Below are 18759 nucleotides of genomic sequence, written 5' to 3' on the forward strand. Positions count from 1 at the left end.
AATTCATTACTTTTTTATTATTTTTGATGTTATAATTCCTTTATCCGTCTGAATATTCACAAGATAAATTCCACTCGGAAGTTCCTCAACAGAAAACTGAGCTTTATCTGAATGAGGTCTTATAGTTTTTACTAACTTCCCATTCATATCAAATACCTGAGCAATTTTGATAGTTCCTTTTTTGGATTCGAGGTTTACAAGTTCAGAGGTTGGGTTGGGATAAACAATAATGGAAGTTATATCATTTTTAAATTCTCCAGTTGCTAACACTCCTGAACTTTGTAATCGAATAAGTGATGTTCTTGCCACATTATTGTAGGAAGAAAAATCGCCTCCCGCAATAATTTTATTGGTGCTGTCGATATTTACGGCTCTAAGTATGCTTCCAAAAGGAAAACGGGTGTCTGAATTAAAGTTACTGTCCTTAGAACCATCAGCGTTTAAGCGGATGAGTCCATATTGATTGATGCCTTTATATTGGATGAAATCTCCGCCAACAATTATTTTCTGGTCTGGTTGTATTTTCACGCTGTAAATATTTTCATAAACAGCATTGCTCCATTGGGAGGTGGGTTGCGGACGAAATCCTGTCCCTGTAACAAAAGAGGTATCAATCGTTCCATTGGAAAGTAAACGAACAATCCCATTTGCAGTTGCTCCATTATAAGTTCGGAATTTTCCTACGGCTATAATTTTTCCATCGGATTGAATGTCTAAATCGTAAATCCGTCCTGTTCCCGTCAATCCTATATTTCCGCTATTAAAGGTGTTGTCTTGTGTTCCGTCCATGTTAAGCCGAATGATTCCTCCAGCGTTTTGACCATTGTAAGAAGAAAAACTTCCTCCTGCTAATATTTTGTTATCAGAGGTCAGCTTTAAAGCACGAACCTGCGAATACAGGTTAAATCCGCTTCCCCAAACAAAAGAAGTATCTTCTGAACCATTGGTGTTTAACTTCATTATTCCTCTCGAAACTGCGGAGAAACCATCTTCAGAATTTCCGCCTACGATTATTTTACCATCAGCTAATACAAGAATGGCATTGACTAAATTATCATACGCTGAAGTGAATGTAGCATCTAAAGTACCGTCTGTATTGAGACGGATGAGTGTATAGTCCTGATTGTTAATATAAAAACTTCCTCCTACCAAAAGTTTTCCATCGGCTTGTTGGTTGATGGTATAAGGAATAGATTCCGAATTTAAGGGCGAAATAAAGGAGGTGTCGAGAGTTCCGTCCACATTGAGTCGTATTAGTTTGGAATGTGAAGCGTTATCAAAATAATAAAATTCTCCTCCAATAAGCATTTTACCATCCGCCTGTTTATAAGAGCAAGTCACCGTTCCTCTGTTGATCATTCCCGATCCTGTTACAAAAGAAGTATCTAAATTTCCATTCATCTGTAAACGGGTAATTCTGGTAGATTGCTGATTATTGAATTGAGTGTATCCGCCAAAAGCCAATAATTTTCCGTCTGGCTGTAGATTTACATTCCATACATTGTTATTAAATCCTGCTCCTGTGGAAAAGGAAGTGTCTAATGTTCCGTCTGCATTCAGCAAAGCAATTCGATTGACCGTAACTCCGTTATAAGAAGTAAAAGAACCGCCTGCTAAGATTTTGCCACTAGCTAGTAATTGGGTTGATTTTACTTCATTATTGAATCCTGTTCCGATCGTAAAAGAAGTATCAACACTTCCATTGGTATTGATTCTCAGTATATTTTGAGTGGGAGTTGTTGTTCCTACATTTCCTGCCACTATTATTTTTCCATCTGTTTGCAAAGAAATAGAATTAACGCTTCCCACATCGGGCAGTATATTTGAGTTGTCGGGAGTTCCGTCTGCGTTAAGGCGGATAATTCCGTTATGATTATATGTATAGTTAGGAGGTGTTGGAGAATAGGTAAATGAATTAAATGTTCCCCCAACAATAATTTTATCATTGGGTTGTATGACGATGGATTGTACCCACGAACTGGTGTCAATAGTAGGGAAAGAAGTGTCCATTGTTCCATTGCTGTTGAGTCTTTTTACGGTAGCGGCATCAGCAAAATATCCTGAAGCCGTACCAAAAACAATTTTTCCATCAGATTGGATTCCTATACTGGAAACATAGCTTGTAGTAGATGTAGCAAAAGAAGCAAATCCAGATCCGTTGCTTCCGAATGTGGTGTCGGGTGTTCCATCGATATTCATTCTCCAAATTCCTCCTTTTACACCAATTAAAATTTTACCATTGGCTTGTACAGCAATAGTATATACTGCTCCATAATTCCAACCAGAATTGTTGTTGGGAACAAATGTAGCATCCAATGTTCCATCAGCATTCAGTCTGGCTATTCCATTGGCTATAGCTCCGTTGTAATTGGTAAAGTTTCCGCCTACCAATAGTTTACCATCGGTTTGTACTGCCGAAGTAACTACGGAACAATCTCCAGAGAGAAAGCCGTTGTGATAAGAGGTGTCCAGATCTGCTTGATTTTGAGAAAATAAAAAGTTTCCGAACATAAAGAGGAAACCAATAAGTAATGCTTGCTTGGTGCAACGTAAAAAATTATTCTGTATCATAAATTTGAATTTTTGCTTTGTTCACACAAAATTTTTATGTACAAAAGTCGATACATCTCACTGATTTTATTACCTTTGTTTACTTCTAATTTATTCCAAAACAGTTCTAATTTATTACTATGATACTCGGACACAAAATAAAAAACATCAGAGAGCTGAAAAATCTAACACAGGAATTTGTGGCAGAAAAATTGGATATTTCCCAATCTGCATACAGTAAAATAGAACGGGAAACTAAAATTTCGGATGAAAAATTGGCTCAAATTGCTGAGGCTTTGGAAGTGAAACCCGAAGATATTCTCGCTTTCGATAGTCAGAAGTATTTTAATAGTGTTGGAAATATTGAAGGAGATAAAAGTGGAAATAGTAATAGTATAATAATTGAAGCAAGTACTGAGGAAATTGATCTTATTAAAAAGTTGTACGAAGATAAAATTGCTTTGATGGAAAAATTACTCGACAAATCCGAAAAGGAAAATCAGAAATACAGATCAAAATATGGAGAGCTTTAATGGCTCTCCTTTTTGTTTCATTCCTATACTCTTTAAAATCTCTTGCTTACAACTAATCAAAACCATATAATAAAAATAAAGTTCTCCAATTTTTAAGATTGCTTAAATTGTGAAAGTTTCCATCCGCGTATTTTGCAGACATTATGTATTGCCTGGATGTATTTACTTTGAGCCAACAGCACGGAAATGATCGTCTCAAACTCATCTTCTGAGAAGATTATCGGGTTTCATTTTGTACCTCCTTGTGTTGCCATTGTAGAATTACCCCCTGATTTTAGTTGGAAAAGGTAATGCAGACCTGTGGTTTCGTTGGTTCGGTAACTCGAATTTTTTTTATAATATAAAACACCACCAAACCGAACCATAAAGAGTAACTGTCTTATCTCATAATTGCTATTTTTTCGCATTCCGACAGGATCCGTGATAATACATTCAATCTGGGATAAGGTTTCTCCGATACTGTCTTCATCTTCTTTCTGATGATTAATCTTTCTAATAAGGTCTTCCTGTAAGGTTTCCAGTAACGACCATTCGGCTTCCATTTTTTTGGTCAGTCATTCGTTGGCAATGGAAAGAATTTTTTCCTCTATCTTTTCCATCTTGGATTTTATGGACAAAAGTTGCCCCTGCATTTGGGGAAGACCAGTGATTTTCGATTTCTTATTTTCGTTTCGCTCTTCTATAATGTAAGATTTGAAGGTATCGAAGACCTGCTTTGGTAACTTCATGGTGTCGATATATTCTTCAAACTGCTTTTCCATCAATTCTTTAGGTACGCTCATTCTTTCCTCGCAATATTTGTTGTTACACGTATAGTAGCAATATATTCCTCCGTTTCCCCTGCTGGCATAACACCCCAGTTTTTTTCCACATCCGCTACAGGTAACCATGCCATGAAGCAAATGGGTTTCCTGATGAAGATTAATACTGGATCCTCTTGCTCTTTTTATTTTGGTGGCTTCTTTTTCCAGTATTTTTTCTACTACATCGAGTGAAATAAGTCCTTCATGTTTCCCTTTCAAAGGCTCATCGATTCCCCGGTCGGGATAATAGATATACCCTGCATAAAAATACAACCTGTGTTCTTTGAACATTTGTTCGATGACCGAAAAATGCTGCATTTTTTTTGATTTGATACCTTGAATACCTTTTTCTGCTAAATACCTATGCAATTGGGCTTGCCCGAACAAAGGATTGTAAGCGTACAATTCGAGTCCTTCCCTAATAATAGGTCAGTTGATTTCATCAATAACATCATAATATCATTTGTTGCCAGATTGTTTTTCTCTCAAGTATCCCAAAGGTGGTTTTGGAAAAGGTCGTGATCCATTCTTCATACTGCTGAGTCTTCCATTCATGGTTCTTCTTAGTATTTTTCTGCGTTCCAGTCCTGCAATGGCATATTGAATAGTATGAAGAAATTTTCCTTCATCGGTTTCGGTATCTCTTTTATTGTTGACTGTTACAATTTTGACCCCTAAACTTTCAATATTCTGTTCCATTGTAAAGGCTTCGGCAATATCATCGGGTCTTGCGATACGGTCAGCATCGGTCACTACGAAGTAATGGATCTTGGTATACTTTTTATTTTCTATTTCTAAAAATTTAATGACTTCATTCATCGCTTTACGATCCATGAGCTTTCCGCTTACTCCTTCTTCCCTGAAAACTTTTACAACCTCAATTTCCAGTCACTGTTGCCTTTGGCATCGTTCTCTGCATATGGTTTCCTGTGATTCCAGTCCGTGTCATTGGGTGACCTGTCCTTCGCTGGATACTCTTACATAAATCACTGCCTTGAGTTTGTTGGTTCAAAATCTTTCTTCGTCGGTTTTTGGGGTAACAAAAAATCAGGAAGTTGAAGCTGTTTTTTTTAACTTTTTTGTTTTGCTCATGGTATAAGAAAATATGATAAAACATAATATAAATCTTTGGTTCGGTAAAATGATAATGATTTTCATGTAATAATCAATACGAAAAAAGAGTGATTTAGCCACTCTTCGTTTATTTTATGGGATGATGACCGTTTTCAAGATTTCTGATGATGATTTTTGCCATCATTTTAAAGGAATACACCATCAGTTTGACGGTTTCGTCCGGAATAATCTCATCAAATTCTTTTCAGAGAATCTTTCTGACTTTTATTATTTCTTTTTCCATATCCATTTTATTTTTTGTTTTAATCAATTAAAAAATTTAAGAATTAAGAGATTTAGAAATTGTTACATTTTACTTTGTACATCAATATAATTCATTGATATATTGCTCTATTGGTAAATTGATACATTGTTATATTGGTACATTATCAAAACCATTGTTTTCTGATTTCCTCCGCAATCCTTGCTGTCATTAATGGCGGAACACTCATTCCGCAAACAAAACGGACGGAGGTGTTGCAGAAATCAAAATCGGTGGGGAAACTGCTGATGCGGATGTATTCGGTGTCATTGAGATTGCGGACTTCGTTGTAATAGACATTCGCACCGCTTGAAGTCAAAGTGGGTGCAACAATGTTATCATACAAAATATACGTACTGAAGAATGCATTAAAAGTATTGATATTTCTGTATTTCGCATCCGCAAACTTGATGTTCTGGTCGCCGTATTCTACAAAAGGTCGCCTTTTTACGATAGAAGGTCGGAGATGAGGATGTGTTGTTGAATTTTTATCGGCAATTTCTCCGAAATACACAGGAGGTTCGCTAAAATCCAATTGCAAGTCAGGAAGTTCCAAATCCTTTCTCCTCGCAATAAAGAAGATGCGTTCACGGGCTTGTGGAACTCCCATCGTTGCTGAATTGAGTCTGAAAATCTGAACTTCGTATCACAAATTTTCCAACCTTTCAAATACTTCAATTGCATACTTCTTGGCTCTACCCGCAATCAGTCACGGAACATTTTCCATAATAACCACTTTTGGTTTTAATTTTTCTACAGTATCGCAGAATACTAGAACCAATTCGTCCAAGACTTGTTTTTTCTGCCCTTCTTTGAACATTTTTTGTTTTCATCGGGTTTCTTCACGTTTACCGGACATTGAAAATGCACTGCAAGGCGGAGAACCGTCCAGAATATCCAAGTTGTATAATTCTTCGGGAAGATTGGTACGAAGATTAAAATCTCTGATGTCTTCGAGGTAAAAATATGTAGGTTTGTGATTGTTTTGATAAATTTTCGCCATTTTGGGATCAATTTCTACTCCTCACAAATGATGGAATCCTGCGAGTTTGTATCCCATCGTTGAGCCACCGCCGCCAACAAAAGTTCAAAAGACTTTCAGATTATGGGGAGGTGGATAATCTTGGAGCTTTCGGTTGTACTTTAAATTTTTCGTAATCTTTTCTGATTTTATGAATGGGTATTTCTTCATTTTTAAAGACTCTCTGTTTCATTCTTGGTTTGATTTTACGGAATGTGGTATTTTTTCTTGGATGATTATATTTGGGTTTTGAAGTGTTCATTTCATTTTTGTTTTAGGGAATTAAATGGTCATAAGCGGGAAGTTGGAAGTTGGATGCTGGAAGTTTTGCATCCGTACAATTCATTGCTACATTGGTAAATTGATACATTGCTGCATTATTAAATCGGATAATTCGCCACCAATACCTCTGTTTTCCTTCTTGATTTTCCCGCATTATTGTTGTGACTGGCTGACAAAGGTTTGTCAAATGTTTTTACATATCGGTTGTATTTTTTGATGTAGGCATTGAGAATTTCTCAAGGATAATTGGAGAGTAAAAATTTTCATTTGATGTTTGCGAGAACTTCTAAATCACGTTTAAAATCATCTTCAGAATACATTTTGGAATAATGAGCACAGTTGGTGTTAATGTAGGGAGGGTCACAATAGATAAACGCATTTTCGGAGTCTCTGCTCTGGATGACTTTGTAGGCTTCATTTTGCTCGATCTGCGTATAGCGGATTCTATCAATTAGATTAGCTCCAAATAAATCCACCTTATTTTTAAATACTTGGGAGGATCTTTTTTCTTTGTCGAAGCCCCACGATCAGACACGATGCAGGAAGCCTTGATTGGTTACTACGTACATTGCCCATGCTCTAATTACAGGATCATCGGCAAATAATCGAGGACAATCGTAAATCAGCATGGCTTTTTTGTAGGTTTCCCTGCTGTGGAGCGTATCTTTTATTTTGGTTTCGAGTTGTTTTCCTTTATTTTTCAATACCTGATAAAAGTTAACCAGATTCATATTTACATCGTTAATCACTTCACATTTGGCGGGTTCTTTCGCCCGAAATAGTGAACCGCCACCGAAAAACGGTTCTATGTAAATTTTATGTTCAGGAACTAATGGGATAATGTGTTTGAGCATATTCTGCTTACCACCATAATAACTAATTGGAGTTTTAAGCAGTACTTTAGGCTTGTTTTGGCTGGCTTCGTTTGCTTTTGTCATTTTGTTTTAAGGCAATTACAAAATAAAAATATGTAAGAATCTCACTTTTCGAATGAAAATGGCCTGTCAAAACAAGCCATTGATAATGGTTAATTGTTAGATATTAATAGTTAAAGGCTAAGTATTCTTTGCCTTTTCAGATTTTTTGGAAGATGGTTTTTCTTCCAGTTTCTTGTCTTCAGATGATACATCCGAATGCTTCGGAGATTCCGAAACTTTTTTGTCAGTTCCTTTTGTAGAGATAGAATCTGGATGTTCCGAAACCTTTTCCGATATTGGAGTATGCTCCAATGTTTCTGTTTCTTTGTTTTCTGATTTTAATTCAGAATTTTCTTCCGTTTCCTTTTCAGGAGACGAATGGACTTTAGAATGCATCCATTCTTGAAGCGTTGGAAGTTGTGATACTTCTTTGCTCCACCTGCTCATCACATAAGAAATAATTTTAAAATCATCTCCAATAAGCTGCAGGAGCTCATTATTTTCCATTTCTACGAGGTTGAATTCCGATGGAACTTCGCCCTCGAAGTTGTGGGTAATAATTTCGATCAATTCTTTTCGGGAAAAATGTTTGACCATTTCCGTACTGATGGATTGATACTGAGGTTCAGATTTAACTCTGTCTTTGAGCACCGTTGAAAATATTTTCAACAATGCCGTTTTGTTTTCGTTCATAAATTTAGATATTAGAGGTTAGATATTAGACAATAGAGCTTAAAGCCTACTGCTTAATGCTTAACGCAATTTAATTAAGGTTAATCGCAAGGATTTGAAATCCGCCAACTTTGGAGTTTTCTTCGGAAAGACTTCCGTTTTCGATAAGTGCTCTTCTGGTGTTTCTTGCCATTCTGTAGGTCTTATAAAAAGGTTTTGGATCACATACAATGTAATCCATTCCCAATTTCGGAGCCTTTTGGAGAATAACAAAGTGAACATAGATAAACACATAGTTTCCTTTTATCATCATAGCTTTATAGAATAAATGATGACAAATTGGGTTGCGTTTTCATTCGGAATAATCTGCTCGATCTTCCGATCTTCATCAAAGAGATTTCCGAGTTCAAAATTGACAAAGTCCTGAAAATTCAAAGGTTCTTCCACAAAAGTTTCAAGATAATTTTGGTGCATCTCGGCATCAAGAATCATGATTTGCTTTACGAATTTTTTATTTTCCATTTTGTTTTACGTTTTTGAATTTTAATTCATTATTCCACCAAATCATCCCAACCTAATCTTTTGTAGATTTCGAGGTTATGATCAAAAGCACCTTTGCAGCGGTGGGTTGGCTCTCTGTTTTCGCCTTCCGTTCCATGGCAGATTTGGTGGGCTTGAAAAAGCGTTCTTGCAACCACTTCATTGGCTAGTTTTTCATCCTGCCGTTTTCCTTTTGAATTGGGTTTAAATGGACAGGTTTTGCAATAGTTCTTCATTACTGGAACTTTTTTAGGGTCGATTTCCATAATAAATGATAATTGATTGATGATGTTTGATGAATTGTACAATACAACAAATTCAGCATTGGTAAATTGGCTCATTGCTAAACTGTTACATTGATTTATTTCGTCCAATACTTTTCCGCTTCATTAAAGCCAATCCATTGTCCATTTTGGTCAAAACCACGGTTTGCCAACTCGTGACGGATGATTTTTTCGAGCGGAACTTTATATTGCAGGACAAAACGCAATAATTCTCCTTCCATTACAGAAAACTTGCCGAGCAAATCTTCCCAATGTGAGAGCATTTGTGAATCACGGGATATTTCCTTCAGTTCCTCATACGAAAGGTGTTCGTAGGTTTCGGGAAGGGAATAATGATGACTGTGGATGTCCATTTCTTCTGCCGTCTGTAAATCGGCAACAGCGAAATTATTTTCTGGTCCGTCAAACACCATAAAGTGTTTGGGAATATTTCTGTACTCAAACTCCAGCCATAAAGCCCTGTCTCTGGCTTTATCCAGATTGTCGTAAAATTCTAAATATGATTGTTTCATTTTTGTTTTATAAAATAATTGGATAAAAGATTACAGGCTTAGGATCTGGAGCTGATGTTCTTCAAACTGTTCTTCCGAAATGAGAAGCGATTTTTTAGATGCAGCTTCCCACTCGGTAGCATAATATTTGGAAAGAGGAACAGAAATATATTTGTCCTCTTCTAGCACAGAAGATTCAAATACGGCATAAAGCGGTTCGGGAGTTCCCGCCTTTCGGCAAAGTGCCTTGAAATTGCTGTGGTCATACTCATCCCAATCCGCCAATATTTTGGTCATCAGATAATGGGTTTCGAGTTGGAGCTGACAAAGAACGTCATAGACTTTCTGTGGCGTGATTTTCTCTTTCAGTTCTTTCTTCCATTTTTCGATGGAATACGACAGAATATGAATATCGTCTCCGATGGCTTCCAATATATCTTGTCTGCTCATCGTTTTCAAATCGTAGTGTTCAGGCACTTTATCCAAGTACAGCCACTTCAAAATGTGTTGAAGTTCTTCCTTACTTAGAATGTTACCGAATACAGGACTTAGAGTTTCCACTTTGTCTCTTTCGATTCTTTGCTGAAGCATTTTCATAAAGCACTGCACCAAAAGGCGGTTTTTGTTTTTGTTCATTTTTTTTTAAAGATTTTAGAGATTAGACATTAGAAGTTAGGGCTTAAAGCCTACTGCATATTGCTTACTGCTTACTACTTTGAGCATTGAAGCAAAAATTCGTTTTCATCGGGAAGTTGATCCAAAGGAAATGAAGCCAAGATTTTGACAGGATAATAATCGTTTTCTCCATCATAGAGAGGAAAGAAACGGTCTTCTTCTGAAATTCCCGAGGTGTTAAGACCTTTGTAGACTTCAAAAGCATTTTTATCATAGTCAATTACATACGCCCATTCACAGAACAAACTGTCGGAAGCAAAATCATACGCATCGGTGGTTGCGATTTCATCAAGATGATGAAACTCTAATAATACTTCCAAGATTTGCCCTTCGGTTAATTTTCCGTAGCGTTCACGATAGCGGAAAGGATACTTCTTTTTAAATTCTTCCTTCTGCTTGTCGTTAAGTATTCCGTTGGTACAACCGATCGATTCCAGAAATTCGTCCTGTAGCTTTTGGTCTTTTTCGTTCCAAAGGCGAACTTTGGGTAGAATTTCTTTCAGGTTTTCGGTGTTCTTAGGATTGCTAAAGAATTTTAACAGCTTAATTCCCAATGAATCGGGAAATCCGTCATACTGCCCATACTGGGCGACTTTCACTTCTTGGTTGTGTACCACCACGGTTAAGTTTCTTGTTCCCATTAGTCTTCTTCATTTTCAGAGTTAAAGTCGTCTTCAGGGTCACAATAATCGCAGATGGTAGCAATCGCATGATCGTAGTCTCCGCTTTTGGCTTCTTCGAGGACGGCATCAATTTCCTGTTGCGTCCACTTCTCACGTCTTGCCTGTCTGGAGAAAGCTCCCATAATAGCGAAGATGTTAGAGTCGATAGTCGTCAAATCCAAGCTGACGGTTTTGTTGATTTCGTTTTTGTTTTCCATTTTGTTTTAAGATTTTAAAGGATTAATAATTGGTTGTCTGTTGATTGTTGTTGGTTGATGGTTTTTAGTTTCTTTTCGATTGATTGTTAAATTGTTAAACTGATACATTGTTACACTTCTTAATTCTTTACATTTTTATTTTTGATGTTCTGGTAGGTCTTGCCGGCGATGGTGCTTCTATGGATTTTTGTTCCGGATGCAAGGGAATGTGGTCAATATTGACTTTACACTTTTTTATTTTAGAGATAAAGAAAATACAGTATAGAAATAGGAGAAATGAGGGTATTATTGCAAACGAAAACGAGCGTATTTCCTTGCAATAATGGGGCTTTTCGCACCTTCTTTAGAGGTAGCCAAAAAGGTAGTCATAAAGGTAGTTATAACGGTACGGGTCAGTATATTGACATTTTTAGACTGTTTTTGAAAAGGACTTGCAATTTTTAAAATAAAAGATATGTACCACCTCCGCTTTATTCCATAAAAAATTGAAAAATGAAACTCAAAAAAATGTACCATCATTTAAAAATGTCCCTGAAATTTTATTTTTTAGTCCCAAACCTGTTCTGCCAATTCCAGTGGAATCGTTAAGAAGACACCTTCTTATCACAGGTAGGACAGGTTCATGAAAATCAGTGTACCTCAAATCATTGTTTTATACACTGCAATACCAGTCGCATCGAAAACAGCAGTACAGCTTAATCCTACTAGATCCTCACGGAGATTTAGCAGAAGAGATTCTAAAATTTCGTTTGAATAAATTAAAACCTGAACGCATTGTCTACATCGATCCACATCGGGAGAAAGGAAAAATCCCTTGTATCAACCCATTCCGACAGAAGGTTTCTGATCCGACAATGATTGACTTACTTTCCCAACAATTTGCCAAAACCTTTTCGGAATTGATTGCAGAAGCAGGATTGTCGCTCCAAATGGAAACCATTTTAAAACCCTGTCTTTCGGTATTACTGGAACAAGGAGAATGTGGATTGCAGGATTTACAAGTCTTTATGGATGATACCCAAAATGAGCATTGGGTGGAACTTGGGAAAAAATCTTCGTTCTCGGTGTATCGCCAGTTTTTTGAAACCGCATTCCTCAAGAAAAAGTATGCACCCACCAAACTGGCAATCTATACCAGATTACAGCATCTGCAGAACAATTACAGTTTTTACCATATGATGAACGGCAAAAGCCAATTCAATCTGAAAAGTTTAATGAAACAATGAAAAGTGATTATTTTTAATCTCAGCAAAGGAAAATTAGGAAACGATACGAGTAAGGTGCTCGGAAGATTTATCTCGGCAACACTCGTGAGTATTGCCCTGCAAAGAACGTATGAACCCCAATATACCAGAAAACCTACCTATGTATTTGTGGATGAGTTCCACAATTTTGCTTCTGAAAGTATGGAAACGGTGTTTTCGGAAATGAGAAAATTTAAACTTCATTTCATTGTGTGAACCCAAAGCGTGAACCAACTTCCAGTATCGTTAAAAGAAACTGTCCTCAATAATACTGCCGTAAAACTGGTGTGAATCAATGGAATCTCAGCACTCAAGGCACAGGCTGGAGATTTGGGCGTTCCCATACAGCAACTGCAAAGTCTTTTCCCGTTTTGGTTTTATCTCAAATACGATCATTATCCCGCCAAAAGGATGAGAAGTCCGGATTTTCTGATTAAAAAATCAACCCTTCGACAAGCTCAGGGCAAGGAAAAATATTTGATGAGCTATAAGGAAATCAAAAAGATACTATTGGATGATTCAACACTCTATAGAACAATATCTTCTGATTCATACCAAACGAAGCAAACTAACGATAAGGAAAATGTAAGTGATGATTTCTCGACAAAAGATTCTGTTTCTGATACGCTTCATGTAAGCAAAAAACCAAGTTCGTCCCAAAACCAGTGAGAGTCCACCACGAATTGCAAACCCGAGTTTAAATTATAATTGGTTCTTGTTATAAAAATACAAGACGGATTTTCGTCTCTTTATTTTTTTTTACCCAAAGAAACTATGATTACCAAAAGACTATTTTTCAGAACCATTTCTCCAACCCAAGAGAAAATTCTTACCCAATTGGCGAGATATAAATTTTTAACCTCATGACAAATGCTTCGTCTGGGAATAATGACGGATAGGGCAAATCTCAACAAACAGATTTCGGAACTCAGGAGTTGGAACAAATCATTGATTGGCTCCGTTACGTTTGGCACAAGTCCTAGATTTTGAAGACTGGAGAGCGTCCATCATTTGACAAGCTACTGAGCAAGTTTGATTAAAGAGCGCCTTCATTTTGATGATCATGTAAGATTTCCAAAAGGAAAAGGCGTTTTATTTCAACAAGATTATGTGCATAGAATAACTACTGTCGATGTCCATATCGCCCTACAAGAGCAGTCTTCCGATCATCATTGGGAGTTGCTCATTTTTTTAGCCTATTTTGATAAAGGTACTTCGGCAAAGAAAAGAGGCTATAAAGCAGAATCGACGATTACCATTTCAAGGAATGAGCATCTGATTGCCGATGCCTTGTGCATGATTCAAACTCCCAAAAGAAAGGAACTGTATGCTGTAGAAGTTTTTAACGGAAATGACACCCACAGAGTTCACAAATCTCTTCTGCATCATCTGAAAGCTTTATCCGTAGGACAACCGAGTAAAATGTTCGGGCTGAATCACGGCTCTCGTATTCTTTGCGTGTTTGAAACAGAAAACAGCAAGCTCAATGTGATGAAAAGACTGAATGAGGACGGACGTTTTAAAGAAGCCAGACTTCATTTTCTCTTCAAAACCATCGGGGAAGTTAGAGAGAATGTTTTTGATAGATGGGAATTGTTTGATGGGGGAAGTGTAAACCTGTTTTAAAAGAAAGGAGAGCCGTTAAAGCTCTCCTTTCTTTTACTGCTATTTGATTAAAAAAATCCAAAACACAAGATTCTTTTATTGGTTGATCCCGAAAATTTTACAGCTCCAAGTCCAAATCTTTACTGATTTTTTCGGCGGTTTTTTCAAGGGCAAACAAAGAGCGGTCTCTGTCGGTTTGAAGTTCAACTTTACTTTCCTGCTGTATTTGAAGGATTTCTTTAGAGTAGGTGTTGTAAAATTCTTCTATTTCCTGCTCGCTTAAATCCTCGTAATCGTAATGGTAAATGGTATCCATTCCAAATTTATTCGCCAAAGCAAAGAAATCCAATGGTTCGTCATAGGTCAGGATTTCCTTCGCCAAAAATCTTTTGAGGCTATCTTTGGAATCCTCCGCCATTGACTGTAATTTTTCAAGTGCTTTTTTTTCGTTCATGTGATTGATTTGTACAAAGTTAATGAAAATCTTAATCGTTTTTATGGGTGTGTATATCTGAAATTTTAAAAATTGCAAGGGGTTTTAAAATTTTTGTTGGAGATTTTTTGTTTTCAAAAATTGATGTGTCAAAACACACCAATTCAGTTTTACTATTCTTCTTCAGAAGTAATGATGTCCATATTTTCTGCAAACAGACGCAACACCATAATACTCTTGAACAATTCAGGTTCTACGATAACCGGAAGATTCTTTCCATCGCAGAATAGCCAAGATCCGTGAGATTCTTGAGTGTCAATCTCACCCAAAATAATGTTGGTAAATCCATCTTCGTGCTTATTGTCTTCATTGACCAAAGGCACGATGATCTCAATGCTTTTCATTTCCTCAGGAGTTAGCTCCTCGGTTTCAGATTCTCTTTTAGGAAGCATTGCTATCGCTCCCAATTGGGTAATCGTTTGAATTGCTTTGGCAACTTCAACGCTTTTTACTTTAATTTTCATTTTTAGTGGGATTTTGTTTTCCTGACGCTGAGGCGGTCAGTGTAACCACTTCGTTTTTAACGAAATATCCCACTTTAATTATTTATTAGTAAAAGTCAATAGTATTTTAGCTACTGAAAAAACTTTATAGGAACAATGTTATTTTCTATAATTTTTCAATTCCTCTTTTATATCTTTTTCCAAATTTAATGCATCTTTTAGGTATATTTTTATTTGTTCCATTGTTTCATTATTATTGTTAATATCTTCTGCAAGATTGCTGTAGATATTAACCGCCTTATGAATTGCTTCCAAAGCTAAATCATAATCTTTTAGCTTATAGTAACAATAACCTATTGTATGAAAAATAGATTTTGAGGTTTTTGATTCTTCAAAATATTTTTGATTCAGAAATAATTTTCTATTGCAATATTCAATAACAAATCTCCATTTTTCATACTTTAAAAATAGATGGACAATTGCTTGATAAAAATCTTCTAATACTTTATATCGTATTTCAGCCATATACGTAATAACACTATTATTACTGGTGTTATTTTTAATTATACTGTTGGAGTATTCATGATATACTTTGAAAAAGAAAAAATCTTCTTTACTATTACTTTCATTTTCTTTAATAAAATTTTTCAAAAATTGGCGATTGTATTCATATAAAACCAACAGGATTTTATTTATTATTTCTGAAAAATTATTTTTTGAAGATAAATCTGAATAAGCGAGAATATATTTATTTTCCAGTGTATGTAATTCTGCTTTTATTAAATTCTCAATTATGGGAATGTGGTTTGAACGAACAGCAAATTTTGTAAGGAGCTCTTTAAAATCGTCTAATTTTTTATTTAGATCATCATTATTTAAATTATTTTCGATGTATAAAGCCTTGGCTTTATCATATGATTTCAAAGCCCTATTAAAACCTTTCAAGTAGAAATAACACAATCCCGATTTTATATTTAAATCAACCAATTGATAATAATCAATCTTTTTTGAATTTGATAGAATATTTAGTCCTTTGATAACATATTCATTTGCTTTTCCATATATTTTGTATTCAAAATATATGGAATATAAAGTACTATAATATTTCGTCAGCAGTGTGGCGTTTTTATTTTTCTTATACAGAATATCGAATTTAGATTGTATAATTGTTTCTAATTTTTCTGATAGCCCTTTTTTGTATTCTATTTTGTTAAGTGCAGAAGAATCATTTTTGAATAAACTAATACTAGGATGGTTTGTTGGTAATGTGATGCAAATCTCTCTGTTCTTTTCTAAATAAAAATTTGCTTTTTCTAGATCTTCACTCTTAAGATAGATTAAGGTAAGCTGATGATAGGCAAATGAGAAAGAGGGGTCGTCTTCTTTAAATATTCTATTCTTAATTTCCAACTCTTTTCCAATAAACTCTTTAGCTTTATCATATTCTTTCAAGGTAATATAATAGGATGCAATTTCACTAAAAAGTATTGCATTATTCAATAATAAATTTCTATAAACTCTTAACGAAAGAATCATCCTTTCAGGAATGTTTTCTTCTAAAATATCTAATATTTCTTGTCTGCTTCTAATTATTTCTTCTAACTCTCCAATTTTTTTATTTAGATGTCCGCCTGCTGTTCCACGCATTGCAATAATATTTGAACGTGAAAACAATAACATATCGTTTGCAATGAGATAAATTATTACATCCGTTTTATTTTCAAATTCCAATATATTTTCAATTTTATTTTCCCTAAAGAAAGAATCAAGAAAATCCGTCATTGAAAAAAGCCGCTCAGAGCTATTACGAACTGAAGCTGAATAAAGGCTAATACTATAGGACATAACATCTCCAGAGTTTTTCTTGGCTTTAGAAATTGTCAGTAAATTATATAATGTTGTCATTATTTCAATACTAATCTCTGGTGTTTTTTCTAATTTTTCTAATTTGTTTAAATAGCTGATTTCGTTTTTTTTCGCTTTTTCATATAATCCAAGACTAATATATCTTGAGGAAATAGCTTTTTCTAAGTTGGTTACATCTATATCGTCTCCAGTAATATTTTCCAGAATAGATTCAGATAACACAAGGTAATCTAACTTCTTTAAATCATTTTTTGTCTGCCCTTCTAAATATTGAATTGTTGAATAAAAAAAATCATGTCTATTCACATATCTTTTGAGAATAATACTTTTTACTAGACCATGCAGCCGTATTCCTCCATCATCTTTCTGAATCCAACCTTTGTCAGTAAGGATGTTAATATGATGAATAAAAATATCTATTGTTTTTTCTTCATACGAATTATTAAGGTAAACTTCCTGAAACAAATCTATAGGAATTGATTCTTCTTGTAATAAAGCAATATTCAGAAGTATTTTACATTCTTCATCGCTTAATTCCGAGGTTTCAAAAACAATTTCCAAATACTTCTCAACATTGTCTATAGATAATCCTCTTTCTTTATTGTGTTTGGTATTAACCTTTGTTTTTTCTACTATATTAATTCCTTTTTCTCTAAACCGTCTGACAAGCCCAATAATGCTTAAATTCATTTGCTGGGCTGTTTTTGCCAGCAGTTCTATTGTTAACGTATGATATTCAATAGCTGATAGTAATGGCAGAAGCATATCAGTATCTTCTTTTCCATGATAATGCTTATAAAATAGTTCCGTAGCTTCCTTGTAAAAAGCAGGTACACGGAAATCATAAAACTCATCCAGAACTTCCTGTGAAGTAACAATAATATTCCAATTTTCATTGAGGTGGATTTCATCTTCATAATCATAGACCGATTCATCGGCGTTGTCTAACACCAACAAATTAGTTCCGTTTATATTTCGTAACCGACTCGTGATATAATGCAAGAGGTCTTCGGCCTGTATTTCTTCTTTTTCAAAAGATCGGTGCTTATCTGCCAATCCCAAATTATTTAAAAGTCCGATTCCTTTCCTATGAGTAAAAGCATGAAGCAATCCTTTTGAACAGTCAAGCCAAATGATATGATTGTATGAATCATAATAATGCTGTACAAAATGTTTAACTAAAAAAGTTTTTCCCTCTCCAGATATTCCTGTAACTGAAAATTTTCTCTTTCCCTGCTTATGAATCAAATCAAAAATTTCTTCTATAATTCCTATTCTTAAAACATATTTCTCAATTTCAATTTTAGGTATGGCATTGAGTTCTTTGTTAGGGTTTGTTACCTCATGTATTATTACCGTAGAATTATTATCTTCAGGATTAGGCTTGACTATGAGTTTGTAAGGGGCTCTGCTAAAGTCCTCCAACCAACTATTCCAACCCGGCTTACCTAAAAACACACAATAAAAATCAAATGATTTGGGAGTCAGGTCATTGTTACTTTCAAACAAAAAACTTCTGGTAGTACGAAAATCTTTAACCATGCATTTGTTTATGCTCTCTTTTTTATAATTATCCGAGTAGAGAAATTGAGGATCATCTTTAAATATTTTTTTAAAATAACTTGAAGAAAAACCGTCCTTGTAACGCTTAATTATATTCCTCTTCTCAGTATCAGTAAGAGTTTCATTTGCAATTTCTAACAAGAACGAATTAAATACTGTTTTGAGTTCAGTTCCAAACGCTTCCACAATTTTATTGTGAATTGATGAAAAATCTGCATCCTCAATCTGATCATAGCCCACTAATATCGCTTCGGATTTCTTATAAACATTATCTCTCAGTACTTGTATGCTCATGATTGAATTTTTTTCTCAATCAAATATATAAAAAATTCATTACAGATATAACGTGTTAATAATCAAGTTATTAAACATCCGTTGCAATCCCATTGCAATGGCAATGCAGTCGTTGTGGCTTAAAAAAAGGAGATAAAAGTTCCTTTGTAATGTTAAAACGAAACAAAACAGGTTTACTCCTTTGAGTCCTTAAAAAGGAGACGTGAATATTCTACTATAATTTTTTTA

At 35.1% G+C, this 18759-nt stretch carries 26 protein-coding genes and 1 pseudogene; 5 read left to right on the forward strand and 22 right to left on the reverse strand.

Annotated features, from left to right (window positions below; genetic code table 11):
• Nucleotides 1–6: 6 nt before the first annotated feature.
• Entirely contained in the window at nt 7–2571 is a 2565-nt protein-coding gene (locus AC2A1C_RS12220; RefSeq protein ID WP_484026010.1) for a T9SS type A sorting domain-containing protein, read from the reverse strand.
• Nucleotides 2572–2690: 119 nt separating this feature from the next.
• On the opposite strand from AC2A1C_RS12220, the gene AC2A1C_RS12225 reads away from it, so the two are divergent.
• A complete protein-coding gene (locus AC2A1C_RS12225) occupies nt 2691–3083 on the forward strand; it encodes a helix-turn-helix domain-containing protein (RefSeq protein WP_484026012.1) in 393 nt (130 codons plus the stop codon).
• A 227-nt stretch (nt 3084–3310) separates the two neighbouring features.
• On the opposite strand, the gene AC2A1C_RS12230 is transcribed toward AC2A1C_RS12225, so the two are convergent.
• The 17 genes and pseudogenes from AC2A1C_RS12230 to AC2A1C_RS12310 all read right to left on the reverse strand — a co-directional run bounded on the left by AC2A1C_RS12230 (nt 3311) and on the right by AC2A1C_RS12310 (nt 11023).
• Nucleotides 3311–3625 (reverse strand): hypothetical protein, encoded by a 315-nt coding sequence (locus AC2A1C_RS12230; RefSeq protein WP_484026013.1) that lies wholly within the window; start codon nt 3623–3625, stop codon nt 3311–3313.
• Between the two features lie 12 nt (nt 3626–3637).
• The gene (locus AC2A1C_RS12235) at nt 3638–4204 is read right to left on the reverse strand and encodes a recombinase zinc ribbon domain-containing protein (RefSeq protein ID WP_484026015.1); all 567 of its coding nucleotides are present in this window, start codon (nt 4202–4204) and stop codon (nt 3638–3640) included.
• A gap of 141 nt (nt 4205–4345) precedes the next feature.
• Entirely contained in the window at nt 4346–4774 is a 429-nt protein-coding gene (locus AC2A1C_RS12240; RefSeq protein ID WP_484026040.1) for a recombinase family protein, read from the reverse strand.
• Nucleotides 4775–5388: 614 nt separating this feature from the next.
• Entirely contained in the window at nt 5389–5895 is a 507-nt protein-coding gene (locus AC2A1C_RS12245; RefSeq protein WP_484026041.1) for a DNA cytosine methyltransferase, read from the reverse strand.
• A gap of 195 nt (nt 5896–6090) precedes the next feature.
• Complete coding sequence (locus tag AC2A1C_RS12250) at nt 6091–6276, reverse strand: DNA cytosine methyltransferase (RefSeq protein ID WP_484026042.1); 186 nt, start codon at nt 6274–6276, stop codon at nt 6091–6093.
• A gap of 88 nt (nt 6277–6364) precedes the next feature.
• Nucleotides 6365–6544, reverse strand: coding sequence for a hypothetical protein (locus AC2A1C_RS12255; RefSeq protein ID WP_484026016.1), 180 nt, complete (start codon nt 6542–6544; stop codon nt 6365–6367).
• A 12-nt stretch (nt 6545–6556) separates the two neighbouring features.
• Nucleotides 6557–6718, reverse strand: coding sequence for a hypothetical protein (locus AC2A1C_RS12260; RefSeq protein ID WP_484026017.1), 162 nt, complete (start codon nt 6716–6718; stop codon nt 6557–6559).
• Between the two features lie 109 nt (nt 6719–6827).
• Nucleotides 6828–7070 (reverse strand): annotated as a pseudogene (locus AC2A1C_RS12265) (DNA adenine methylase); the annotation flags it as partial.
• A gap of 21 nt (nt 7071–7091) precedes the next feature.
• Nucleotides 7092–7502 carry a DNA adenine methylase gene (locus AC2A1C_RS12270; RefSeq protein ID WP_484026018.1) on the reverse strand — a complete coding sequence of 137 codons (411 nt, stop codon included), beginning with the start codon at nt 7500–7502 and terminating at the stop codon, nt 7092–7094.
• 117 nt (nt 7503–7619) lie between these two features.
• Nucleotides 7620–8174 carry a hypothetical protein gene (locus AC2A1C_RS12275; RefSeq protein WP_484026019.1) on the reverse strand — a complete coding sequence of 185 codons (555 nt, stop codon included), beginning with the start codon at nt 8172–8174 and terminating at the stop codon, nt 7620–7622.
• 70 nt (nt 8175–8244) lie between these two features.
• Nucleotides 8245–8466, reverse strand: a complete 222-nt coding sequence (locus AC2A1C_RS12280; protein ID WP_484026020.1) for a hypothetical protein — start codon at nt 8464–8466, stop codon at nt 8245–8247.
• On the reverse strand, nt 8463–8675 hold the full coding sequence (locus AC2A1C_RS12285; RefSeq protein WP_484026022.1) for a hypothetical protein: 213 nt from the start codon (nt 8673–8675) through the stop codon (nt 8463–8465). The genes AC2A1C_RS12280 and AC2A1C_RS12285 overlap by 4 nt, the downstream gene beginning before the upstream one ends.
• Nucleotides 8676–8704: 29 nt before the next feature.
• Nucleotides 8705–9034 carry a hypothetical protein gene (locus AC2A1C_RS12290; protein WP_484026023.1) on the reverse strand — a complete coding sequence of 110 codons (330 nt, stop codon included), beginning with the start codon at nt 9032–9034 and terminating at the stop codon, nt 8705–8707.
• Nucleotides 9035–9054: 20 nt separating this feature from the next.
• On the reverse strand, nt 9055–9489 hold the full coding sequence (locus tag AC2A1C_RS12295) for a hypothetical protein (RefSeq protein ID WP_484026024.1): 435 nt from the start codon (nt 9487–9489) through the stop codon (nt 9055–9057).
• A 30-nt stretch (nt 9490–9519) separates the two neighbouring features.
• Nucleotides 9520–10104, reverse strand: coding sequence for a hypothetical protein (locus tag AC2A1C_RS12300; protein ID WP_484026026.1), 585 nt, complete (start codon nt 10102–10104; stop codon nt 9520–9522).
• Between the two features lie 74 nt (nt 10105–10178).
• A complete protein-coding gene (locus AC2A1C_RS12305) occupies nt 10179–10784 on the reverse strand; it encodes a hypothetical protein (RefSeq protein WP_484026027.1) in 606 nt (201 codons plus the stop codon).
• Complete coding sequence (locus AC2A1C_RS12310) at nt 10784–11023, reverse strand: hypothetical protein (RefSeq protein ID WP_484026029.1); 240 nt, start codon at nt 11021–11023, stop codon at nt 10784–10786. The genes AC2A1C_RS12305 and AC2A1C_RS12310 overlap by 1 nt, the downstream gene beginning before the upstream one ends.
• A gap of 647 nt (nt 11024–11670) precedes the next feature.
• Between AC2A1C_RS12310 and AC2A1C_RS12315 the strand changes: the two genes are divergently transcribed.
• From AC2A1C_RS12315 to AC2A1C_RS12325, 3 genes are all read left to right on the forward strand, one after another.
• Complete coding sequence (locus AC2A1C_RS12315) at nt 11671–12249, forward strand: type IV secretory system conjugative DNA transfer family protein (RefSeq protein ID WP_484026030.1); 579 nt, start codon at nt 11671–11673, stop codon at nt 12247–12249.
• A gap of 3 nt (nt 12250–12252) precedes the next feature.
• Entirely contained in the window at nt 12253–12483 is a 231-nt protein-coding gene (locus AC2A1C_RS12320; RefSeq protein ID WP_484026031.1) for a hypothetical protein, read from the forward strand.
• 114 nt (nt 12484–12597) lie between these two features.
• Nucleotides 12598–12936: a hypothetical protein gene (locus AC2A1C_RS12325; protein ID WP_484026033.1), complete on the forward strand. Its 339-nt coding sequence runs from the start codon at nt 12598–12600 to the stop codon at nt 12934–12936.
• An 80-nt stretch (nt 12937–13016) separates the two neighbouring features.
• On the opposite strand, the gene AC2A1C_RS12330 is transcribed toward AC2A1C_RS12325, so the two are convergent.
• Nucleotides 13017–13241: a hypothetical protein gene (locus AC2A1C_RS12330; RefSeq protein ID WP_484026034.1), complete on the reverse strand. Its 225-nt coding sequence runs from the start codon at nt 13239–13241 to the stop codon at nt 13017–13019.
• Between the two features lie 58 nt (nt 13242–13299).
• Here AC2A1C_RS12330 and AC2A1C_RS12335 point away from each other — a divergent pair, with 58 nt between their 5' ends.
• The gene (locus AC2A1C_RS12335) at nt 13300–13893 is read left to right on the forward strand and encodes a hypothetical protein (RefSeq protein WP_484026036.1); all 594 of its coding nucleotides are present in this window, start codon (nt 13300–13302) and stop codon (nt 13891–13893) included.
• A gap of 97 nt (nt 13894–13990) precedes the next feature.
• On the opposite strand, the gene AC2A1C_RS12340 is transcribed toward AC2A1C_RS12335, so the two are convergent.
• From AC2A1C_RS12340 to AC2A1C_RS12350, 3 genes are all read right to left on the reverse strand, one after another.
• Nucleotides 13991–14326, reverse strand: a complete 336-nt coding sequence (locus AC2A1C_RS12340; protein WP_484026037.1) for a hypothetical protein — start codon at nt 14324–14326, stop codon at nt 13991–13993.
• A gap of 152 nt (nt 14327–14478) precedes the next feature.
• Nucleotides 14479–14772 (reverse strand): hypothetical protein, encoded by a 294-nt coding sequence (locus tag AC2A1C_RS12345; RefSeq protein ID WP_484026038.1) that lies wholly within the window; start codon nt 14770–14772, stop codon nt 14479–14481.
• 195 nt (nt 14773–14967) lie between these two features.
• Complete coding sequence (locus AC2A1C_RS12350) at nt 14968–18531, reverse strand: hypothetical protein (RefSeq protein ID WP_484026039.1); 3564 nt, start codon at nt 18529–18531, stop codon at nt 14968–14970.
• Nucleotides 18532–18759 lie beyond the last annotated feature (228 nt).

This window comes from Chryseobacterium sp. HNCC26DJ241, assembly GCF_057180505.1.

Coding starts and splice junctions, on each gene's coding strand:
- AC2A1C_RS12220 (WP_484026010.1), bottom strand. CDS start 2,571: ATGATACAGAATAATTTTTTACGTTGCACCAAGCAAGCATTACTTATT.
- AC2A1C_RS12225 (WP_484026012.1), top strand. CDS start 2,691: ATGATACTCGGACACAAAATAAAAAACATCAGAGAGCTGAAAAATCTA.
- AC2A1C_RS12230 (WP_484026013.1), bottom strand. CDS start 3,625: ATGGAAGCCGAATGGTCGTTACTGGAAACCTTACAGGAAGACCTTATT.
- AC2A1C_RS12235 (WP_484026015.1), bottom strand. CDS start 4,204: ATGCAGCATTTTTCGGTCATCGAACAAATGTTCAAAGAACACAGGTTG.
- AC2A1C_RS12255 (WP_484026016.1), bottom strand. CDS start 6,544: ATGAACACTTCAAAACCCAAATATAATCATCCAAGAAAAAATACCACA.
- AC2A1C_RS12260 (WP_484026017.1), bottom strand. CDS start 6,718: ATGCGGGAAAATCAAGAAGGAAAACAGAGGTATTGGTGGCGAATTATC.
- AC2A1C_RS12270 (WP_484026018.1), bottom strand. CDS start 7,502: ATGACAAAAGCAAACGAAGCCAGCCAAAACAAGCCTAAAGTACTGCTT.
- AC2A1C_RS12275 (WP_484026019.1), bottom strand. CDS start 8,174: ATGAACGAAAACAAAACGGCATTGTTGAAAATATTTTCAACGGTGCTC.
- AC2A1C_RS12280 (WP_484026020.1), bottom strand. CDS start 8,466: ATGATGATAAAAGGAAACTATGTGTTTATCTATGTTCACTTTGTTATT.
- AC2A1C_RS12285 (WP_484026022.1), bottom strand. CDS start 8,675: ATGGAAAATAAAAAATTCGTAAAGCAAATCATGATTCTTGATGCCGAG.
- AC2A1C_RS12290 (WP_484026023.1), bottom strand. CDS start 9,034: ATGAGCCAATTTACCAATGCTGAATTTGTTGTATTGTACAATTCATCA.
- AC2A1C_RS12295 (WP_484026024.1), bottom strand. CDS start 9,489: ATGAAACAATCATATTTAGAATTTTACGACAATCTGGATAAAGCCAGA.
- AC2A1C_RS12300 (WP_484026026.1), bottom strand. CDS start 10,104: ATGAACAAAAACAAAAACCGCCTTTTGGTGCAGTGCTTTATGAAAATG.
- AC2A1C_RS12305 (WP_484026027.1), bottom strand. CDS start 10,784: ATGGGAACAAGAAACTTAACCGTGGTGGTACACAACCAAGAAGTGAAA.
- AC2A1C_RS12310 (WP_484026029.1), bottom strand. CDS start 11,023: ATGGAAAACAAAAACGAAATCAACAAAACCGTCAGCTTGGATTTGACG.
- AC2A1C_RS12340 (WP_484026037.1), bottom strand. CDS start 14,326: ATGAACGAAAAAAAAGCACTTGAAAAATTACAGTCAATGGCGGAGGAT.
- AC2A1C_RS12350 (WP_484026039.1), bottom strand. CDS start 18,531: ATGAGCATACAAGTACTGAGAGATAATGTTTATAAGAAATCCGAAGCG.